The following is an 18,339-nucleotide window of genomic DNA, read 5'->3' on the forward strand; positions in this document are numbered from 1 at the left end:
AGTATACATAAGGCCAAACACACGGGCGCCCCTGATGCACTGCACAATCGCTTTTTAATCAAGAAAGTCAACCGGCTGACCGTTGTAACGTTACTGAAAGGTTAGGCTTCTATTTCTCGGGCACTCGCCCACTGCCTCAAGCTAAATCAATGAAAAAGAAGGACATTGAGATTTTCGATGTCATGTCGCTGCGCGGCCCGAATATGTGGACATATCGGCCTGTGCTGGAGGCGTGGGTCGATATCGGGGAACTGGAGGATTTTCCCTCCAACAAGATTCCGGGGTTCTACGAGCGCCTGTCGGCATGGCTGCCCTCGCTGGTCGAGCATCGCTGCAGTATCGGCGAGCGCGGCGGCTTCCTGCAGCGGCTCAAGGACGGCACGTGGCCTGGCCACATCCTGGAACACGTCACGCTTGAGCTGCAGAACCTCGCCGGCATGCCCGGCGGCTTCGGCAAGGCGCGCGAGACCCCGATCCGGGGTGTCTACAAGGTGATCGTGCGGGCCTGGCACGAGGATGTCACCCGTGCCGCCCTGTTCGCCGCCCGCGACCTGGTGATGGCCGCCATCGAGGACCGTCCCTATGACGTTCAGGAGACGGTGGATCACCTGCGACGCCTGGTGGACAAGCACTGCCTGGGTCCGAGCACTGCCTGCATCGTCGACGCAGCCGACGACCGCGACATCCCGGCGCTGCGCCTGTCCGAGGGCAACCTGGTGCAACTCGGCTATGGCAGCCGCCAGCGCCGCATCTGGACTGCCGAGACCGACCGCACCGCCGCCATTGCCGAGAGCATCTCGCGTGACAAGGACCTGACCAAGAGCCTGCTGGAATCCTGCGGCGTGCCCGTGCCCGAAGGCCGGCTGGTGGAAAGTGCCGCCGACGCCTGGGACGCCGCCGAGGACATCGGCCTGCCGGTGGTGGTCAAGCCCTATGACGGCAACCACGGCCGCGGCGTGTTCACCAACCTGACCACGCGCGAAGAAGTCGAGACCGCCTACGGCGTCGCCATCGATGAGGGCAGTGGCGTCATCGTCGAGCGCTTTGTGCTGGGCAACGAACACCGCCTGCTGGTGGTGGGCGGCCGCCTGGTGGCCGCCGCCATGGGCGAGACCGCCAGCGTGACCGGCGACGGCAAGTCGACCATCGACGAGCTGATCGAGTCGCAGATCAATTCCGACCCGCGCCGCGGCAGCACCGAAGACCACCCGCTCAACAAGGTACGGCTGGATTCGGCCGCGCGCCTGGAACTCAAGCGCCAGGGCTTTGACGCCACGTCCGTACCGCCCGAGGGCAAGCATGTGCTGATCCAGCGCAACGGCAACGTGGCCTTCGATGTGACCGACCGCGTGCACCCGAGCGTGGCCGCGCATGCCTCGCTGGCCGCCCGCATCGTGGGCCTGGACATCGCCGGCGTCGACCTGGTGGCGCAGGACATTTCGCGGCCGCTCGCCGAGCAGCGCGGCGCCATTGTCGAGGTCAATGCCGGCCCCGGCCTGTTGATGCACCTGAAGCCCTCCAACGGCGAAGCCCGCCCGGTGGGCCGTGCCGTGGTGGATCACCTGTTCCCGGTTGGCGAAGGCGACGATAACGGCCGCATTCCCGTGGTCGGCATCACCGGCACCAACGGCAAGACCGTGGTGGCCAAGCTGGTCGCACGCCTGCTGCAGCTCTCGGGCAAGCACACCGGCCTGGCTTGCAGCGACGGCCTCTACCTGGACCGCCGCCAGGTGCAGGGCGGTGACCGCGCCAACTGGGACGCGGCCCGCCGCATCTTGATGAACCGCGCGGTGGATGCCGCCGTGCTCGAGAACGACAGCGGCGCCATCCTGTCCGAAGGCCTCGCCTACGACCGTTGCCAGGTCGGCGTGGTGACCAATATCGATGTGCCCGACCACCTTGGCCAGTATTACGTCGAGGAAGTCGAGAAGATGTACAACGTGCTGCGCACCCAAGTCGACGTGGTACTGGACGGCGGCGTGGCGGTGCTCAACGCGCGCGACCCGCTGGTCGTGGAGATGGCCGAGCTGTGCGATGGCGACGTGATCTTCTTCGGCATGACGGCTGACCTGCCCGCCATTGCCGCGCATCGCGCGGCGGGCCGCCGCGCGGTCTACGTGCGCGACGGCAAGGTGGTGCTCGCCACCGGCAGCCGCGAGGTGCCGCTGGCCGATGTGGCCGCGATCCCCCTCACCTATGCGGGCCGCGTGGCCTTCCAGGTCGAGAACGTGCTGGCGGCTGTGGCCACCGGCTGGGCGCTGGGCATCTCCAACGACCTGATTCGTGCTGGCGTGGTGACATTCGATGTGGGCCAGGTGGATGTGCCCGGACGCTTCACGCTGTTCGAGCGCAACGGTGCCATCGTGGTGATCGACGACGCCCACAATGCACCCGCGCTGGAAGCGCTGGTGGCATCGCTGGAACGCTTCCCGAGCGAGCGCCGCGTGGTGGTGTACGGCGCCGGCGCGCCGCGCCGCGACGAAGACATGGTCAAGCAAGGCAAGGTGCTGGGCGCCGCGTTCGACCGCGTCTTCCTGTGCGAAGACACTTCGGTCAAGCGCGCGCTGCCGGACGCCGAGGCACGCGCGCTGCTCAAGCAGGGCCTGTATGAAGGACGGCGCGTGACTAAGATCATCGACGAGGGCTCGCGCCGCCAGGCGATCGAGGCCGCGCTCGCGCAAGTAGTGGCCGGCGACCTGCTGGTCCTACAATGCGATGAGGCGACGACCCTGCCGACGATCGACCTGGTGCACCAGTGGATGGGCCAACCGGGCCGCCGCGCCTGATCCGCAAGGAAACTGATTTCATGGAAGTCTCACGTATCCGGGCCCTGCGCGGCCCTAACCTGTGGTGCCGCCACACCGCCATCGAAGCCATCGTTTCTTGCTCCGACGAGGCCCACACGCTGGCACAGCTGCCCGGTTTTGAAGAGCGCCTGCGCGCGCGCTTTCCCGAGGTAGGCCCGCTGCGGCCCGATGACAACGAAGGCGTGGTGTCGCTGGCGCACGCGCTCGAATGCGCGGCCATGCGCCTGCAAGCAGAGGCCGGCTGCCCGGTCAGCTTCAGCCGCACCGCGCCCACTGTCGAACCCGGCACCTATCAGGTGGTGGTGCAGTACAGCGAGGAAGAAGTCGGCCGGCTGGCGCTGGAACTCGCCGCCACGCTGTGCCGCGCCGCGCGCGATGACATGCCGTTCGACCTGGCCGATGCGCTGCATCGCCTGCGCGAGCTCGACGAAGACGTGCGCCTGGGGCCGAGCACCGGCTCCATCGTCTATGCGGGCGTGGCACGCGGCATTCCTTATCGCCGCCTGACGCAAGGCAGCATGGTCCAGTTTGGCTGGGGCAGCAAGCAACGCCGCATCCAGGCCGCCGAAACCGACATGACCAGCGCGGTCTCGGAATCGATCGCGCAAGACAAAGAACTCACCAAGAAGCTGCTGCACGCCGCCGGCGTGCCGGTGCCGATGGGCCGCTCTGTCTCGGACCCCGACGAAGCCTGGGCCGCCGCGCAGGAAATCGATGCGCCGGTGGTGGTCAAGCCGCGCGACGGCAACCAGGGCAAGGGCGTGGCTGTGCGCATCCGCACCCGCGAGGAAGTCATCGCCGCCTATGAAGTCGCCGCCGAGATCAGCTCCGACGTGATCGTCGAGCGCTATATTCCCGGCCACGATTTCCGCCTGCTGGTGGTGGGCAACCACCTGGTCGCCGCGGCCCGCCGCGATCCGCCGCAGGTCACCGGCGATGGCAAGCACACCGTGCGCCAACTGGTCGAGGAAGTGAATCGCGACCCGCGCCGCGGCGAGGGACACGCCACCTCGCTGACCAAGATCCGCTTTGACGATATAGCGCTGGCCACGCTGGCCAAGCAGCATCTCACCGCGGATGCGGTGCCGCCCAAGGGCACCCGCGTGGTGCTGCGCAATAACGCCAACCTGTCCACCGGCGGCAGCGCGACGGACGTCACCGACGATGTGCACCCGGACATGGCAGCCCGCGCCGTGGCGGCCGCGCGCATGGTTGGCCTGGACATCTGCGGCGTCGACGCGGTCTGCGAGACCGTGCTCAAGCCGTTCGAGGAACAAGCCGGCGGCATCGTCGAAGTCAATGCGGCGCCGGGCCTGCGCATGCACCTGCAGCCCTCCTACGGCAAGGGCCGTGCGGTGGGCGAAGCCATCATCTCCACGATGTTCGGCGACGGCGACGATGGCCGCATCCCCGTGGTGGCGGTCTCCGGCACCAACGGCAAGACCACCACGGTCCGCCTGATTGCCCACCTGCTGGCCGGCAGCGGCCTGCGCATCGGCATGACCGGCACCGACGGTGTCTACGTCAAGGGCGAGCGCATCGACACCGGCGACTGCAGCGGCCCGCGCAGCGCCCGCAATGTGCTGATGCACCCCGACGTGGACGCCGCCGTGTTCGAGACCGCGCGCGGCGGCCTGCTGCGCGAAGGCCTGGCCTTCGACCGCTGCGACGTGGCGGTGGTCACCAATGTGGGCGAAGGCGATCACCTCGGGCTGTCCTTTATCAGCACCGTGGAAGACCTCGCCGTGCTGAAAAGCGTCATCGTGCAGAACGTGGCACCGCACGGCATGGCCGTGCTCAATGCCGCGGACCCCATGGTGGTGCGCATGGCCGACGCCTGCCCGGGCGCCGTGACGTTCTTCGCGGCCGACCTCAACAACCCCGTGATGGCTACGCACTGCGCGCAGGGCAAGCGCGTGGTGTACGTCGAGGATGGCCATATCGTGGCCGCCGAAGGCGAGCATCAGGAGCGCATCGCGCTGTCGAGCATTCCGCTGACGCGCGGCGGCTCGATCGGCTTCCAGGTCGAGAACGCCATGTCCGCCACCGCGGCGGCGTGGGCACTGGGCATCGACTGGGAAGTGATCCGCCGCAGCCTGGCGACCTTCGTCAACGATGCAGCCACCGCCCCCGGCCGCTTCAACGTGTTCGACTACAAGGGCGCGACGCTGATCGCCGACTACGGCCACAACCCGGATGCGATCCAGGCGCTGTGCAACGCCATCGAAGGCATGCCCGCCAAGCGCCGCTCGGTGGTGATCAGCGGTGCCGGCGACCGCCGCGACGTCGATATCCGCCGCCAGACGGAGATCCTTGGCGATGTGTTCGACGAAGTGATCCTGTACCAGGACCAGTGCCAGCGCGGACGCGAGGACGGCGAAGTGCTGGCCTTGCTGCGCGACGGCCTGGAGGGCGCGAAGCGCGCCAGCACAGTCGAGGAGATCCGTGGGGAGTTCCTTGCTATCGATACGGCGTTGTCGCATTTGCAGTCGGGGGATCTTTGCTTGATTTTGGTGGATCAGGTGGAGGAGGCGCTGGCGCATATTGAGCGGAGGATTGCTCAGGGGTGAGTTGGATAGCCTCGCGGTAAACAAGAAAGCCAGCCTCATCGGCTGGCTTTCTTGCATTCTGATTTTGATTGGCGTTGGTTGGTGTCTTGTACCCAACAGCCGTATGACGTTGCTGTGCAGGGTTGGTCGCTGTTTCTTTAAGCGGCGTTGGTTTTTGGACCCAAGGGCCATACGACATCCCCCTGCGGGGGCTGCCGGTCACTCTTCTTTGCGTCGGCAAAGAAGACTAACGAGAAGAAAGCCGACCCTGCCGGGCGCAGAGCAATCGCGGGTGCTAGGGGCGCTGGTTGCGTCGTACGGCCACAGTTCTGCGGGCATCTGCCGGTACCGGTTTGAAGGGCCACGACGCTGCCGATTTCCGGGATTCGCAGTACGGCCCCCGGTAGCGGAATCCTTGCCCATTCGCCAATCTGCCGTTACCAGCGCGCGCCATCACGACACATCGCCCGTCAGTGGTTTCGTGGTGGGGCGGGCGCGGTGGTGAAGGCCCCGAGCATATCAACCCGGTGCCACCGCGCCCACGACGGAACCGGTGCGCTTGCAACTTCGTGGCCGGCCACTGCGCGAGCGACAGACGGCTTGAAGCAAGTGGTGTCTGCTACCGGGGGCCTCACCACGAATCCCGGAAGCCGGCATGGTCGTGATCAGTGAAGCCGGTACCGGCAGATGCCCGCCGGCACTCCGGGCCGTACGACGCAACCACAGCCTCACATAAGCCTGATTGCTCTGCCCCCGGCAGGGTCGGCTTTCTTCTCGTTAGTCTTCTTTGCCGACGCAAAGAAGAGTGACCGGCAGCCCCCGCAGGGGGATGTCGTATGGCTGTTGGGTGCAAAGGCCAACGCCGCCCAAATCCCCCCCTATCCCCCCTATCCCCCCTATCCCCCCCACCCCTAATGCCTCCCCGGCAACGACAGCCGCCTCTCCAACAACCGCTGCACATGCGCCAGCGCCGTACTAAGCATCCAATAAATAGCAGCCACGGCAAGATAAAGCGGCAACGGCTGGTAGGTCGCGGCAATCACCTCCTGCGCCGTGCGCAGCAGCTCCGTCACCGTGATCACAGACACCAGCGAGGTGTCCTTGATCAGGCTGATCAGGCTGTTCGACAGGCTCGGCACCGCCAGCCGCAGCGCCTGAGGGCCGACCACGTAGCGCAAGGTCTGGCCTTGCGTCAGGCCCAGGCTGTAAGCCGCCAGCCACTGCCCGCGCGGGATGCCGAGGATGGCGCCGCGCATGCTCTCCGAGAGATACGCCCCTACGTTCAGGCTCAGCGTCAACACGCCCGCCGGGGTGGGTTCCAGCGCGATGCCGATGCCCGGCAAGCCGTAATACACCACGAAGATCTGCACCAGCAGCGGCGTGCCGCGCATGATGCTGACATAGGCCCGCGCGACGGCCTTCGGCACGGGCTGGTGGCTGATGCCCATCAACGCCACCATGGTGCCGATCACCAGCCCGAAGATCATCGACAGCAGCGCGAACTTGATGGTCAGCAGCATGCCCTGCAGCAACACGGGCAGCGATGCGGCAACGAGCTGGAGAGCGGACATGGAAAGCCCTGGCGGGAGGCCTGCCCGCGCTTATCTGGCCGGCTTGGTCACGTCACTGCCGAACCACTTCGCCGAGAGCTTACCGAGGCTGCCGTCCTTGCGCATCTCGTCGAGCGCGCGGTCGATGGCCTGCGCAAACTTCGGATTGTCCTTGCGAAAGGGGATCGCCACCTCGGAATTGCCACCTTCCACAATCGCGCCGGGCCGCAGCGGCAGGTTTGACGTCTTGATCAGGTAACCGATCATCAGGCGGTCGTTCAGCGCGGCATCCACGCGCTGCGCGGCCAGGTCGCGCAGGTACTCGGGCGCGCCCGGATAGGTCTTGACGTCGATGCCGGCGACCGACTTGGCCAGTTCGTTGTAGTTGCTGCCCAGGCTCACGCCGAGCTTCTTGCCTTTCAGGTCCTCGAGGGACTTGAACTGCCGGTTGTCATCCTTGCGCTGGATCAGTTGCGCCGCCGAATACACGTAAGGTGTGGAGAATTCCAGCACCTGCTTGCGTTGCGGCGTAACCGCGACCTGGTTGACGATCACATCGAACTTGCCGGCCTGCAGCCCGGCAATGATGCCGCTCCACTCGGTGGTGACAAACTCCGGCTTGACGCCCAGCTTGGCCGCCACGCCCTTCGCCACATCCACGTCGAAGCCTTCCAGCTGGTTGTTGCTGCCGCGGTAGTTGAATGGCGGATAGGTGCCTTCCAGCCCAATCTTTAGCACGCCGGCCTGCTTTACGGTATCGAGCAGGTCGGCGGCCTGCGCGGCGGCGCCGGCCGCCAGCAGCGAAACGGCGAACAGGGCGTTGAGACAGCCGGTACGAAGCGATCGCATATGTTCTCCAGTCAGCACAGCCGACGCGGACGGCGTCCGCAACGGTCCGGCAAGCGCCAACCCGGCGTTGGTCCGCCAAGCGCGCAAGCCGGCTTTTAGCCTAGCGCAATTTCGCGTCGAACAGCAATAACGATTCGCCCTGCCCCGCCCGGCTTACTGGAACGCCTTGTCGTTAGGATGGGCGTAGAGATCCTTCATATCGGCTGACAGCGGATAGTTCAGGTTGATGTTGCGCGGCGGAATCGGCGACTGGAACCACTTCTTGTACAACTGCTCGGCGCGGCCGCTGGTCATCAGGTCGGCGATCACGCCGTCGGCCAGCGCCTTGAACGACGGATCGTCCTTGCGGAACATGCAGGCGTAGTTCTCGGTCTGCAGCGGCGTGCCCACCACGGTCCAGTCATTGGCGCTCTTGGCCTTTGTCAGCTCGCCGTAGAGCAGCGGCTCGTCCATCACGAAGGCCACCGCGCGCCCCGTCTCCAGGATCAGGAAGGACTGCCCGTGGTCCTTGGCGCTGATCAGGCTCATGTTCATGGCCTTCTCGCCATTCATCTTGACCAGCAGGCGCTCATCCGTGGTGCCAGCGGTGGTCACCACGTTGCGGTCCTTGAGATCCGGGAAGTCTTTCACGCCCGAATCCTTCTTGGTCAGCATGCGCAGCCCGTAGACAAACAGGCTGTTGGAAAACGCTACCTGCTTCTGCCGCTCCAGGTTGTTGGTGGTGGTGCCGCACTCGATGTCGATGGTGCCGTTCTGCATCAGCGAAATGCGATTCTGCGACGTGATCGGCACCAGCTTGATCTCGAGCTTGGGGCTTTGCAGTTGCGCCTTCACCTTGTCGACGATCTGCAGCAGGATCTCGTGCGAGTAGCCCATCACATCGCGTCCGTTGGTATAGGAGAACGGGATGGAGGACTCGCGATAGCCCAGCGAGATCACGCCGGTTTCCTTGATCTTGCGCAGCGTATCGCCGTCGGCGGCGTGCGCATTGCTGACAGCGCCTGCGGTGCCAGCCAGCATGGCAACCGCCAGCAGGCAGCGGGAGAATCGGTTGGAGTGGACCTGCGATTTCATATCGTTTTCTCCTTGGGTGGGAATGGCTCGAGGTACTGCCTGGTCGTGAAGCGGTGTTTCTCAGCGGTAATGCAAACGTAAAAACTGCCCCGGAACGCTGCCCATCAAGCCAGCATCCCGGCGAAATCCGTGTCATTGATGGCCGGCTTGCGCCCGGCCAGGCCATCAGCCAGCAAACCCGCGCTGCCCATGGCCAGCGTGAAGCCAAGCGCGCCGTGGCCGATGTTGAGCCACAGGCCGCGCACGCCCGACCGGCCCACCATCGGCAGGCCGGTCGGCGTGGCCGGGCGCAGGCCCGCCCAGGGCTGCAACTGCTCCGGCTCCATGCCCGGCGCCATGTCGCCAAACAGCGCGCGGGTCTCAAAGGCCAGCGTGGCGATGCGGGCACGGTCGATGACGGTATCCGCGCGCACCAGGTCGGCCATGCCCGCCACGCGCAAGGTGTTGCCGATGCGGGCATAGACAATCTTGCGCGCAGCATCGGTGATGCTGATGTGCGGCGCGCGCTCGCCATCGCGAATTGGCACCGTGATGCTGTAGCCCTTGAGCGGCCACAGCGGTGCCCGCACGCCCAGGGGCTTGAGCAACGCCACGCTGCCGATGCCGCCTGCCACCACCACGGCATCCGCCCGCTCGATGCCGGCATCGGTACGCACGCCGGTCACGCGATCGCCTTCGCGCTCGATGCCCAGCACGTCGGTGCCAAAGCGCAGCGACACGCCAGGACGGTCACGCAGCAACTGTGCCAACGCCAGGCAGAAACGATGGCAATCGGCCACTTCCTCGCTCGGCGTGTGAATCGCCCCGGCAATCTCGCCGCGGATGCCGGCCAACGCCGGTTCCAGCGCCACGCACGCGTCGCCGTCCAGCGCCTGCTGCTCGCAGCCCAGGCTGGCCTGGTAATCGAGCAGGCGGCAGGCGGCATCGAAGCCGGCCGCGTCGCGGTGCACAATCAGCTTGCCGCGCCGGGCAAAGCCGAAGTCCACCGGCTGGCTGTCGACAAAGGCCTGCATCAGGTCGCGGGAGTAGAAGGCCAACCGCAGCAGCTTGCGCGTGGTGGCCTCGCTGGCCGAGGCATTGCAAGCGCGTGCAAACGCCGCCAGCCAGCGCCACTGCGCCGGGTCGCCCGATGGCCGGAAGCGCATCGGCGAATCAGGGCGCAGCAGCCACCCGGGTACCTTGGCCAGCACGCCCGGCCCGGCGAGCGGCGCCACATAGCTATAGCTGAGCTGCCCGCCGTTGGCGAAGCTGGTTTCCTCGCCCGGGCCGTCGTGCCGCTCCAGCACGGTCACCTCGTGCCCGTCGCCCGCCAGCCGCCACGCCGCGCTCATCCCAATCACGCCCGCCCCTACGATCACAACCTTCATTACCCGCCTCTTTGATCCGGTCCTTCTCGACCCGACACAGGGTAGACCACGCGGCCCGCTTTGCCCAATGCGAATACGTGCAAGAATATGTCTTTAGGCTATGGGTGCCGCTTTGCTGCAGCGCCCTCCCCTGCCACATGCGATTGCGTCAGATCGAAGTCTTTCGCGCGGTCATGCTGACCGGCACCGTCAGTGAGGCCGCGCGCCTGCTGCACGTCTCCCAGCCGGTGGTCACGCGCGTGCTGCAGCATGCCGAGGCCACGCTCGGCTTCCGTTTGTTCGACCGGGTGAAAGGCAGGCTGCAGGCCACGCCGGAGGCCGGCGCGCTGTATGGCGATGTCGAGCGGCTATATGGCGAGATCGAGCGGGTGCGCCGCATCTCCGAAAGCCTGCGCCACAAAGGCGCCGGCCGCCTGCGCGTGGCGGCCACGCCCAGCCTGGCCAATCCGCTGCTGGTGCCAGCCGTACGCCGCTTTTGCGCGCGCCATCCCGACACCCAGGTGCAGGTACTGACCCACCACACCGACGAGATCGTGCAAGGGCTGCTGGCTAACCAGATCGACCTGGGTTTCGCCTTCTCGCCACCGCGCCACGAAGCCATCATCAGCGAGCCGGTAGCTGGCGGCCAGATGCTGCTGGCGGTGCCGCGCGGCGAGCCGCTGGCGGCCCGTGGCCGGCGGGCCGACGTGCCGATGCACAAGCTGGTTGAGCGTCCCTTCATTGCCTACGACGACAACAGCTCGCTTGGGCTGCTGGTGCGCCAGACGCTGGCGCGCAATGCGCTTGAGCCGCGCTCCACGCTGGAAGTCCAGACCTATTCGCTGGCGCTGGCACTGGTCGATGCCGGCCTGGGCCTTACCTTGCTCGACCAGTACACTGCGCTGGGCGCAAACCCGCAGCGAGTTTCGCTGCACGAGGTCAAGCCCGCGTTGCCTTTCGAGATCCAGTTGCTGCGCGCCAGCCACCGCGGCAGTTCCAGCCTGGCCGACGCGATGCGCGAACAGTTTGCCGCCGCCGCACGGGAACTGGCTGCTGCGCTGCCGCAGCGACTGGAAGCGCCGGCGGTCAGTTTTGAGCATGCGCCTAGATGAAACGTCCCGCCGCCCTTGCGGAATTTGACAGTACCGTGCGCCGTGCACCATCATCAAAGTGCCTGAACGGTGCTTTCCCAAACCTATGTTCGCCCTGACCCTGCTTCTCCTCATCCTGATCAGCGCCTTCTTCTCGATTTCCGAGATCGCGCTGACCGCATCGCGCCGCACCAAGCTGCAGACGCTGTCCGAGCGTGGCGACCGCCGCGCCACCAAGATCATGCTGCTCAAGGAGGAGCCGGGCAACTTCTTCACCATCGTGCAGATCGGCGTCAACAGCGTGGCCATCCTGGCCGGTATCGTCGGCGAGAAGCATGTCTCCGACCTGTTGCAGACGGCGCTGCTGCCCTACCTGGACGTGGTCACCACCCAGCGCATCGCCAATGTCGGCTCCTTCCTGATCGTCACCCTGCTCTTTATCCAGTTCGCCGACCTGATCCCCAAGCGCATCGCCATGACGTTTCCCGAAGCCTGCGCGCTGGCGGTGATCGGGCCGATGCTCACGCTCATCAAGATCTTCAAGCCACTGGTCTACGTCTTCAACGGTGCCGCCAATGCCACGCTGCATCTGTTCGGCGTGCCCACCAAGCACATCGACCAGATCACCTCGGAGGACATCGCCGCCATGGTCGATGCCGGGGCGGAGGCCGGCGTGCTCCACAAGCACGAGATCCACCTGATCGAGAACGTGTTCGAGCTGGACGCGAAAAGCGTCACCGCGGTGATGACCCCGCGCGACGATGTGGTCTACATCGGCCTGGACGAATCCCCCGACAGCCTGCGGCGCAAGCTGGTCAACTATCCGCACGCGCAATATCCGGTGTGCGGGCACAACCTCGACGACGTGCTGGGCTACATCGATTCGAAGGACATCCTGCAGCTGTTCCTTGCCGACGATTCCACCGGCGTGATCGGCAACATCGGCAATATCGGCAAACACCACGACAAGAACGTGCTGGTGATCCCGGACACGCTGACGCTCACCGAATCGCTCACGCGCTTTCGCGAGATGCACCAGAACTTTGCGGTGGTCATGAACGAATACGGGCTGGTGGTGGGCATCGTCACGCTGGACGATATCGTCGGCGCGCTGATGGGCAACATCATCTACTCCACCGAGGATGAACAGATCGTGCGGCGCGACGAAAGCTCATGGCTGGTCGACGGCGTCACGCCGCTGGTGGACCTGAAGAAGGCGCTGGAGCTCGACGAGCTGCCCGGCGAGGATTACGTCGACACGGCCGCCGGGCTCGTCATCTACACGCTCAAGCGGATCCCGAAGAAGTCGGAAGCGATCGAGGCTGCGGGATTCCGCTTTGAAGTGCTGGACATCGACCATCACAAGATCGATCAGTTGCTGGTTTCGCGGCTGCCGCTGGCGGCGCCGTTCCAGCCGTAAGCGCGCGGCGATACCGCTCGACCGTGCCGGGCAGCTGGAACACCACGATCCACGTGCCAACCACCACCACCGCCGCGGCGGCGACCGCGCCCAGGCGCAGCGGCGCCAGGCGTTCCGGTGCATGCAGGGTGGCATAGGCGGTGCCCAGCAGCACGATCCAGGCAAAGCCGAGCGCGCAGCCCGCCAGCACGTCGGACAGCCAGTGCATGCCAAGGTAGAGCCGCGACAGGCAGATCAGCGTCACCACCACCGCGGTCAGCGCCACCACCGGCATCCGTACCCGCCACGGCTGGCGCAGGCACAGCAGGAAGGCCAGGAAGCCATAGGTCACCATGCTGCTGGTGGCGTGGCCGCTAGGAAACGAGAACGACTCCAGGCCGCCGTAGATGCTGGCCGGCCGGCTGCGCTCAAGGGCAAGCTTGAGCACCATCACGCAGGCGCGCGCGCCAACCAGCGCCCCCACCCAGTAAGCTGCCGCCACCCAGGCACGGCGCCATGCCAGCCAGCCAAAGACCGCCACGCCCACCGCCACGGACACCCGCGCGCCACCCAGCTCGGTCAGCGCCACCATGGCCGTATCCAGCCAGCCCTGCTGCCACGCGCGAAGCTGCGCGAACACCGCCTGGTCCACCTGCACCAGCGGCGCGCCTTCGGCGATGGATTCGCCCAGCCACAGCAACGCGGCTGCGCAAGCCAGCAACAACACACCGCCTGCCGCCAGCAGGAGCAGCTCGACGATATCGCGCTCCAGCATGCCGGCCACGCGCGGCCACGGCTGCGTGTCCCGCGTCCGCAGCGCATCGCGGGCACGCAAGCGCGCGGCATCGAGCCTGCGCACCAGCGGGCGGATCACCAGCAGCAAGCCGCGCACCACACAGAGCAGCAACAACGCGAACAAAGCGAGAAGGCCCACCACGCCCAGCGCGGTTGCCGGCGTGAGCCAGGACGCGCCAGCCGGCTGGACGGCCGCGAGCGCTTGAACGGGAGCAGCCACCATCGGCTCAGCCCCCTGCCGCCATACGCGCGATATTGGCGCGTGCCGGCGCTTCGCAATCGGCAAAGGCTGGCGTGAGGAACAAGTGTGGCCGCTGCGCCATCGCCTGCAGGAACGCGATCCGCCGCTGCATGAATGCCGCGTACAGGGCATCGCCAGACAGGCCAGTGCGATTGGCCAGCAGCGCCTTGTTTTCCTCGAACACAGCGACAGTCCACGCATCGAATTCCGCGTCGGGCGCAGCCAGCCGGGACAGGTCCAGATCCAGCACCGCCTCGGACTCCGGCACCGATGCACGATGCCCGCAGGTATCCATCACGATGCGCGCGGCCAGCGCTGTCACCGCCGCATCGACCCCGCTCACCATGGTCTCGATCAACGCGGCCGACGCCGCTTCGTTGTGCTCGCAGCCCGGCACGTAGACCGCGTCGTGGAACAGCACGGCAAGCGCCTGCGCGGGCGCGAGCGCAATGCCGCGCGCCTGCGCCAGCGCGAACATCTCCAGCACATGGCGGCGATCGTGGTAGTGGCGGTAAGGCGCGTCGTAGCAGGCCAGCACCTGCAACACCGTCGCGCGCGGCAAGAAGTCCAGGCAAGCCAGCGCAGCCGGCCAGTCCGGCGCGAAACGCGCTTGCGTGCCCTGCGGCGTGTCCACGTTTTCACCGAACACATCCAGCGGCCGCACCCACAAGCGGGAGCGGTCCCGCATCGACTCGTACACCACCACCTGCGACAGGTCAGACTCGATCACTCCGAGGCCAACCATGGCATAGGCGCCGCCCTTGTAATGGCGATAGGGCATGCCGTGGAGATAGTCGGAGGACCCATCTGCGCCGGGCAAGGCGTGCGGGGAAGGCGGGCAAGAAGACTGTGTCATGAGCGGCTGTTCAAATCGGAGCAGCGTCATGATAGTGCATTGACCACGCGGGGCCGCTTGCGGGCCCCGCGCGGGCGCGCAGGGTTGACTGCGTGGTTGGCTACGCGTTGGCTACATTACTTGCGATGCGTGCGCTGACGCATCGCGCCAGGTTCAGCCATCTTCGGGTCCTTGAGAGACATCTCCTGCACCTCGCTCTCCTTGCTGTGCCGTTTCTCAAACCGGATGTTCGGGGATGGCCGCTTCGAATTGGAGTGAGCGTTCCGGCTCATGCCTTACCTCCATTCTGGTCGACGTGGCGGTTGCCACTTAACCAATATAGAGGTCTGGCGGCAGGGTTGCCATGTCCGGCGCGCTTCGCAGGCGCCACCACCGTCATCGATTACGCCGCTAGCCCCGATCCTGCACCTCGACACCAGTCGGGGTGGGTAGGCGGGCGGGCGCGAGGCAAGGTTGGCGTACCGGCGAAAAGGATCCGGCGAGCCCGAAGGCTCCCCTGCCCAGGCCCGCCCAATGAAAGCAGGCAGAGGCATAACGGACGTAAAAAATCGCCCGATGGCGACTGTCCGCCTTTTCGTTCGGGACGCCAATCCCGATCGCTGTGGTTGCAGCGATGCGCAGAGTATATCGCGTGAGCTGGCAGGCTCGTTGACCTGTGCAACGATGCCTGCTGCCATCGTGCCGACAACGCGCGAAACCGTACCCCCAAAGCAAAAGCCCCACGACTCTGTGAGGAATCGTGGGGCTTTGCGTACTGCTGGCGGAGAGGGTGGGATTCGAACCCACGGTAGGCTCGCACCTACGCCTGATTTCGAGTCAGGTACATTCGACCACTCTGCCACCTCTCCGGTAACTGGGTCGCTTGTCGCGAAGAACAAGATTATAGAGGAAACTACATTTCCACCGCAAGCCCCTCGCGTGAAAATTTACGCCTCGGGCTCCAGGCGCGTCAGGCCGCCCAGATACGGCTGCAATGCGGCCGGCACCGTCAGCGAGCCGTCGGCGTTCTGGTAGTTCTCCAGGATCGCCACCAGCGTGCGGCCAACCGCCAGGCCGGAGCCGTTGAGCGTGTGCAGCAGTTCCGGCTTGCCCTGGCCTGCGCGGAAGCGGGCCTGCATGCGGCGGGCCTGGAAGTCGCCCATGTTCGAGCAGGAGCTGATCTCGCGGTAGGTGCCCTGCGCGGGGATCCACACTTCGAGGTCATAGGTCTTGGTGCTGCCAAAGCCCATGTCGCCGGTGCATAGCACCATGGTGCGGAACGGCAGGTCCAGCTTCTTCAGGATGGCTTCGGCGTGGCCGGTGAGCTGCTCGAGCGCGTCGAACGAATGCTCGGGCTGCACCACCTGGACGAGTTCGACCTTGTCGAACTGATGCTGGCGGATCATGCCGCGCGTGTCGCGGCCGTAGGAGCCGGCTTCCGAGCGGAAGCAAGGCGTGTGGGCAACGAAGCGCAGCGGCAGCTTGTCGCCGGCCACGATGGCGTCGCGCACGATGTTGGTCAGCGGCACTTCGGCCGTGGGGATCAGGTAGAAGTTCTCGGTGCGCTCGCCACCCTCGCTGTTCTCGCCACCGACCTTGCGCGGCACCTTGAACAGGTCTTCCTCGAACTTGGGCAATTGGCCGGTGCCGCGCATCGAGGCGGCATTGACGATGTAAGGCACGTACATCTCGGTGTAGCCGTGCTCGAGCGTGTGGGTGTCCAGCATCAACTGCACCAGCGCGCGATGCATGCGTGCGATGCCACCGCGCAGCATGGCGAAGCGCGAGCCCGTGACCTTGCTCGCGGTATCGAAATCCAGCCCGAGGCGCTCGCCCACGTCGACGTGGTCCTTGACCTCGAAGTCAAAGCTGCGCGGCGTGCCGACGCGGCGCACTTCCACGTTGCCGGTCTCATCCCGGCCCACCGGCACGCTTTCGTGCGGCAGGTTGGGGATGGCTTCCATGATCTCGGCGAGCTGGGCCTGGATTTCTTCCAGGCGCGCGGCCGAGGCCTTGAGGGCGTCGCCGATGCCGCCGACTTCAGCCATCACCGCCGAGGCGTCTTCGCCCTTGCCCTTGAGCATGCCGATCTGCTTGGAGAGGCTGTTGCGGCGCGCCTGCAACTCCTCGGTCTGGGTCTGCAGTTGCTTGCGCTCGGCTTCGAGTGCCTGGAAGGCCGCTACGTCGAGTTGGAATCCGCGCGTGGCAAGGCGTTGCGCCACGGCGTCGATGTCTTTGCGGAACAGCTGGATGTCTAGCATGTTGCGTGTGAGGGCAGGTGCATTGGCCAGCGACATGCTGGCGGATCTGGCATTTTACTGTACTGGCCCGGGCCCACGCCGATCCGCTGGCTGGAGAACAAGCTGGCGGATCGCCCGTTGTTCGCGGGGACGCGCCGCCGGCCAGGGGCGATGCGCGTTATTGCGCTCCGCCGCCCTCGCCGCCGCCTTCGTCCCGGCCCTTGCCTTTGCCCTGCTGCCGCAGCCACTGCGCGTCAAGATCGCGCAGGTGGCGCAGCTTGTCGCCGATCTTGCCTTCCAGCCCGCGCGGCGTGGGCTTGTACCAGCCGGGGCGCTTGAGGTCGTCGGGGAAGTAATGCTCACCGGCGGCATAGGCTTCGGGCTCATCGTGCGCGTAGCGGTAGGCGTGGCCGTAGCCCAGCTCCTTCATCAGCTTGGTCGGCGCGTTGCGCAGGTGCACCGGCACGCCGCGCGACTTGTCCTTGGCCACGAAGGCGCGCGCGGTGTTGTAGGCGTTGTAGCCGGCATTGGACTTGGGCGCCACGGCCAGGTAGATCAGGGCTTGCGCCAGCGCGAGCTCGCCCTCCGGCGAGCCTAGGCGCTCGTAGGTCTCGGCGGCATCCAGCGTGATGCGGGCGGCACGCGGATCGGCCAGGCCGATGTCCTCCCACGCCATGCGCACGATGCGGCGCGCCAGGTAGCGCGGATCGGCACCGCCGTCGATCATGCGGCAGAACCAGTACAACGTGGCATCGGGATCGGAGCCGCGCACGGATTTATGCAGCGCGCTGATCTGATCGTAGAACGCGTCGCCGCCCTTGTCGAAGCGGCGCAGGTTCTCCGACAAGGCGCTGCCGAGCAGCGCGTTGTCGATGACCGGCGCGCCGGCACTGCGCGCGGCGCGCGCCACGATCTCGATATTGTTGAGCAGCTTGCGGCCATCGCCATCGGCCGAGGCCACGATCAGCTGCATCGCCTCGTCCTCCCACTGCAGGCCGCCCAGCTCTTCGCTGGCGCGCCGCGCCAGCTGCGTCAGCTCGGCGTCGTCCAGGCTCTTGAGCACGTAGACCGCGGCGCGCGACAGCAAGGCGCCGTTGACCTCGAATGACGGGTTCTCGGTGGTGGCGCCGATAAAGGTGAACAGCCCGCTTTCCACGTGCGGCAGGAAGGCATCCTGCTGACTCTTGTTGAAGCGGTGCACCTCGTCCACGAACACCAGCGTGCGCCGTCCGTGGGCACGGTATTGCTCGGCGCGCTCGACCGCCTCGCGGATGTCCTTGACGCCGGACAGCACCGCCGACAGCGCGATGAACTCGGCGTCGAAGGCTGTGGCCATCAGCCTCGCCAGCGTGGTCTTGCCCACGCCGGGCGGGCCCCACAGGATCATGGAGTGCGGCTCGCCGGACGCGAACGCCACCCGCAGCGGCTTGCCAGCGCCAAGCAGGTGTTGCTGGCCGATCACCTCATCGATATTGCGCGGGCGCAGGCGCTCGGCCAGGGGTTGTTGGGAACGATCGGGAGCTTCGGAAAACAGCGTGTCCGCCACGGTATTCAGGCCTTTAA

General features: G+C 66.1%; 11 protein-coding genes, 1 tRNA gene and 1 pseudogene. 4 read left to right on the forward strand and 9 right to left on the reverse strand.

Going from position 1 to position 18,339, the window contains the following annotated elements:
* Window positions 1-149 precede the first annotated feature (149 nt).
* Window positions 150-2,786: a cyanophycin synthetase gene (gene cphA / locus AC07XB_RS27355; RefSeq protein ID WP_492830461.1), complete on the forward strand. Its 2,637-nt coding sequence runs from the start codon at window positions 150-152 to the stop codon at window positions 2,784-2,786.
* A gap of 20 nt (window positions 2,787-2,806) precedes the next feature.
* A complete protein-coding gene (gene cphA, locus AC07XB_RS27360) occupies window positions 2,807-5,377 on the forward strand; it encodes a cyanophycin synthetase (RefSeq protein WP_492830459.1) in 2,571 nt (856 codons plus the stop codon).
* Between the two features lie 890 nt (window positions 5,378-6,267).
* On the opposite strand, the gene AC07XB_RS27365 is transcribed toward cphA (AC07XB_RS27360), so the two are convergent.
* The 4 genes from AC07XB_RS27365 to AC07XB_RS27380 form a co-directional block, all read right to left on the reverse strand.
* Entirely contained in the window at window positions 6,268-6,927 is a 660-nt protein-coding gene (locus tag AC07XB_RS27365) for an amino acid ABC transporter permease (protein WP_492376695.1), read from the reverse strand.
* A gap of 30 nt (window positions 6,928-6,957) precedes the next feature.
* Window positions 6,958-7,755 carry a transporter substrate-binding domain-containing protein gene (locus tag AC07XB_RS27370; RefSeq protein ID WP_492376696.1) on the reverse strand — a complete coding sequence of 266 codons (798 nt, stop codon included), beginning with the start codon at window positions 7,753-7,755 and terminating at the stop codon, window positions 6,958-6,960.
* A gap of 153 nt (window positions 7,756-7,908) precedes the next feature.
* Window positions 7,909-8,829, reverse strand: coding sequence for a glutamate/aspartate ABC transporter substrate-binding protein (locus tag AC07XB_RS27375; protein WP_492376697.1), 921 nt, complete (start codon window positions 8,827-8,829; stop codon window positions 7,909-7,911).
* A gap of 104 nt (window positions 8,830-8,933) precedes the next feature.
* On the reverse strand, window positions 8,934-10,196 hold the full coding sequence (locus tag AC07XB_RS27380) for a D-amino acid dehydrogenase (protein WP_492830457.1): 1,263 nt from the start codon (window positions 10,194-10,196) through the stop codon (window positions 8,934-8,936).
* A 137-nt stretch (window positions 10,197-10,333) separates the two neighbouring features.
* Between AC07XB_RS27380 and AC07XB_RS27385 the strand changes: the two genes are divergently transcribed.
* On the forward strand, window positions 10,334-11,287 hold the full coding sequence (locus tag AC07XB_RS27385; protein WP_492830455.1) for a LysR family transcriptional regulator: 954 nt from the start codon (window positions 10,334-10,336) through the stop codon (window positions 11,285-11,287).
* Window positions 11,288-11,372: 85 nt separating this feature from the next.
* Window positions 11,373-12,686 (forward strand): polyamine export protein PaeA, encoded by a 1,314-nt coding sequence (paeA, locus tag AC07XB_RS27390; RefSeq protein WP_492376700.1) that lies wholly within the window; start codon window positions 11,373-11,375, stop codon window positions 12,684-12,686.
* A gap of 157 nt (window positions 12,687-12,843) precedes the next feature.
* Here the strand turns inward: paeA and AC07XB_RS27395 are convergent.
* The 5 genes and pseudogenes from AC07XB_RS27395 to AC07XB_RS27415 form a co-directional block, all read right to left on the reverse strand.
* Window positions 12,844-13,683, reverse strand: a pseudogene (locus AC07XB_RS27395) (phosphatase PAP2 family protein); the annotation flags it as partial.
* A gap of 4 nt (window positions 13,684-13,687) precedes the next feature.
* Entirely contained in the window at window positions 13,688-14,557 is an 870-nt protein-coding gene (locus AC07XB_RS27400) for a DUF1653 domain-containing protein (protein ID WP_492376701.1), read from the reverse strand.
* A gap of 758 nt (window positions 14,558-15,315) precedes the next feature.
* Window positions 15,316-15,405 (reverse strand) — tRNA-Ser (locus AC07XB_RS27405).
* A 78-nt stretch (window positions 15,406-15,483) separates the two neighbouring features.
* Window positions 15,484-16,797 carry a serine--tRNA ligase gene (gene serS, locus AC07XB_RS27410; RefSeq protein WP_492830452.1) on the reverse strand — a complete coding sequence of 438 codons (1,314 nt, stop codon included), beginning with the start codon at window positions 16,795-16,797 and terminating at the stop codon, window positions 15,484-15,486.
* A 157-nt stretch (window positions 16,798-16,954) separates the two neighbouring features.
* On the reverse strand, window positions 16,955-18,322 hold the full coding sequence (locus AC07XB_RS27415) for a replication-associated recombination protein A (RefSeq protein ID WP_492830450.1): 1,368 nt from the start codon (window positions 18,320-18,322) through the stop codon (window positions 16,955-16,957).
* Window positions 18,323-18,339: the final 17 nt, after the last annotated feature.

It is taken from the genome of Cupriavidus sp. GW821-FHT02F09 (assembly GCF_059421605.1).

What these genes read in the sequence shown, in the direction of transcription:
- AC07XB_RS27365 (WP_492376695.1), bottom strand. Translation starts at nt 6,927, where the DNA reads ATGTCCGCTCTCCAGCTCGTTGCCGCATCGCTGCCCGTGTTGCTGCAG.
- serS (WP_492830452.1), bottom strand. Translation starts at nt 16,797, where the DNA reads ATGCTAGACATCCAGCTGTTCCGCAAAGACATCGACGCCGTGGCGCAA.
- AC07XB_RS27375 (WP_492376697.1), bottom strand. Translation starts at nt 8,829, where the DNA reads ATGAAATCGCAGGTCCACTCCAACCGATTCTCCCGCTGCCTGCTGGCG.
- AC07XB_RS27380 (WP_492830457.1), bottom strand. Translation starts at nt 10,196, where the DNA reads ATGAAGGTTGTGATCGTAGGGGCGGGCGTGATTGGGATGAGCGCGGCG.
- paeA (WP_492376700.1), top strand. Translation starts at nt 11,373, where the DNA reads ATGTTCGCCCTGACCCTGCTTCTCCTCATCCTGATCAGCGCCTTCTTC.
- AC07XB_RS27400 (WP_492376701.1), bottom strand. Translation starts at nt 14,557, where the DNA reads ATGACACAGTCTTCTTGCCCGCCTTCCCCGCACGCCTTGCCCGGCGCA.
- AC07XB_RS27370 (WP_492376696.1), bottom strand. Translation starts at nt 7,755, where the DNA reads ATGCGATCGCTTCGTACCGGCTGTCTCAACGCCCTGTTCGCCGTTTCG.
- AC07XB_RS27385 (WP_492830455.1), top strand. Translation starts at nt 10,334, where the DNA reads ATGCGATTGCGTCAGATCGAAGTCTTTCGCGCGGTCATGCTGACCGGC.
- cphA (WP_492830461.1), top strand. Translation starts at nt 150, where the DNA reads ATGAAAAAGAAGGACATTGAGATTTTCGATGTCATGTCGCTGCGCGGC.
- cphA (WP_492830459.1), top strand. Translation starts at nt 2,807, where the DNA reads ATGGAAGTCTCACGTATCCGGGCCCTGCGCGGCCCTAACCTGTGGTGC.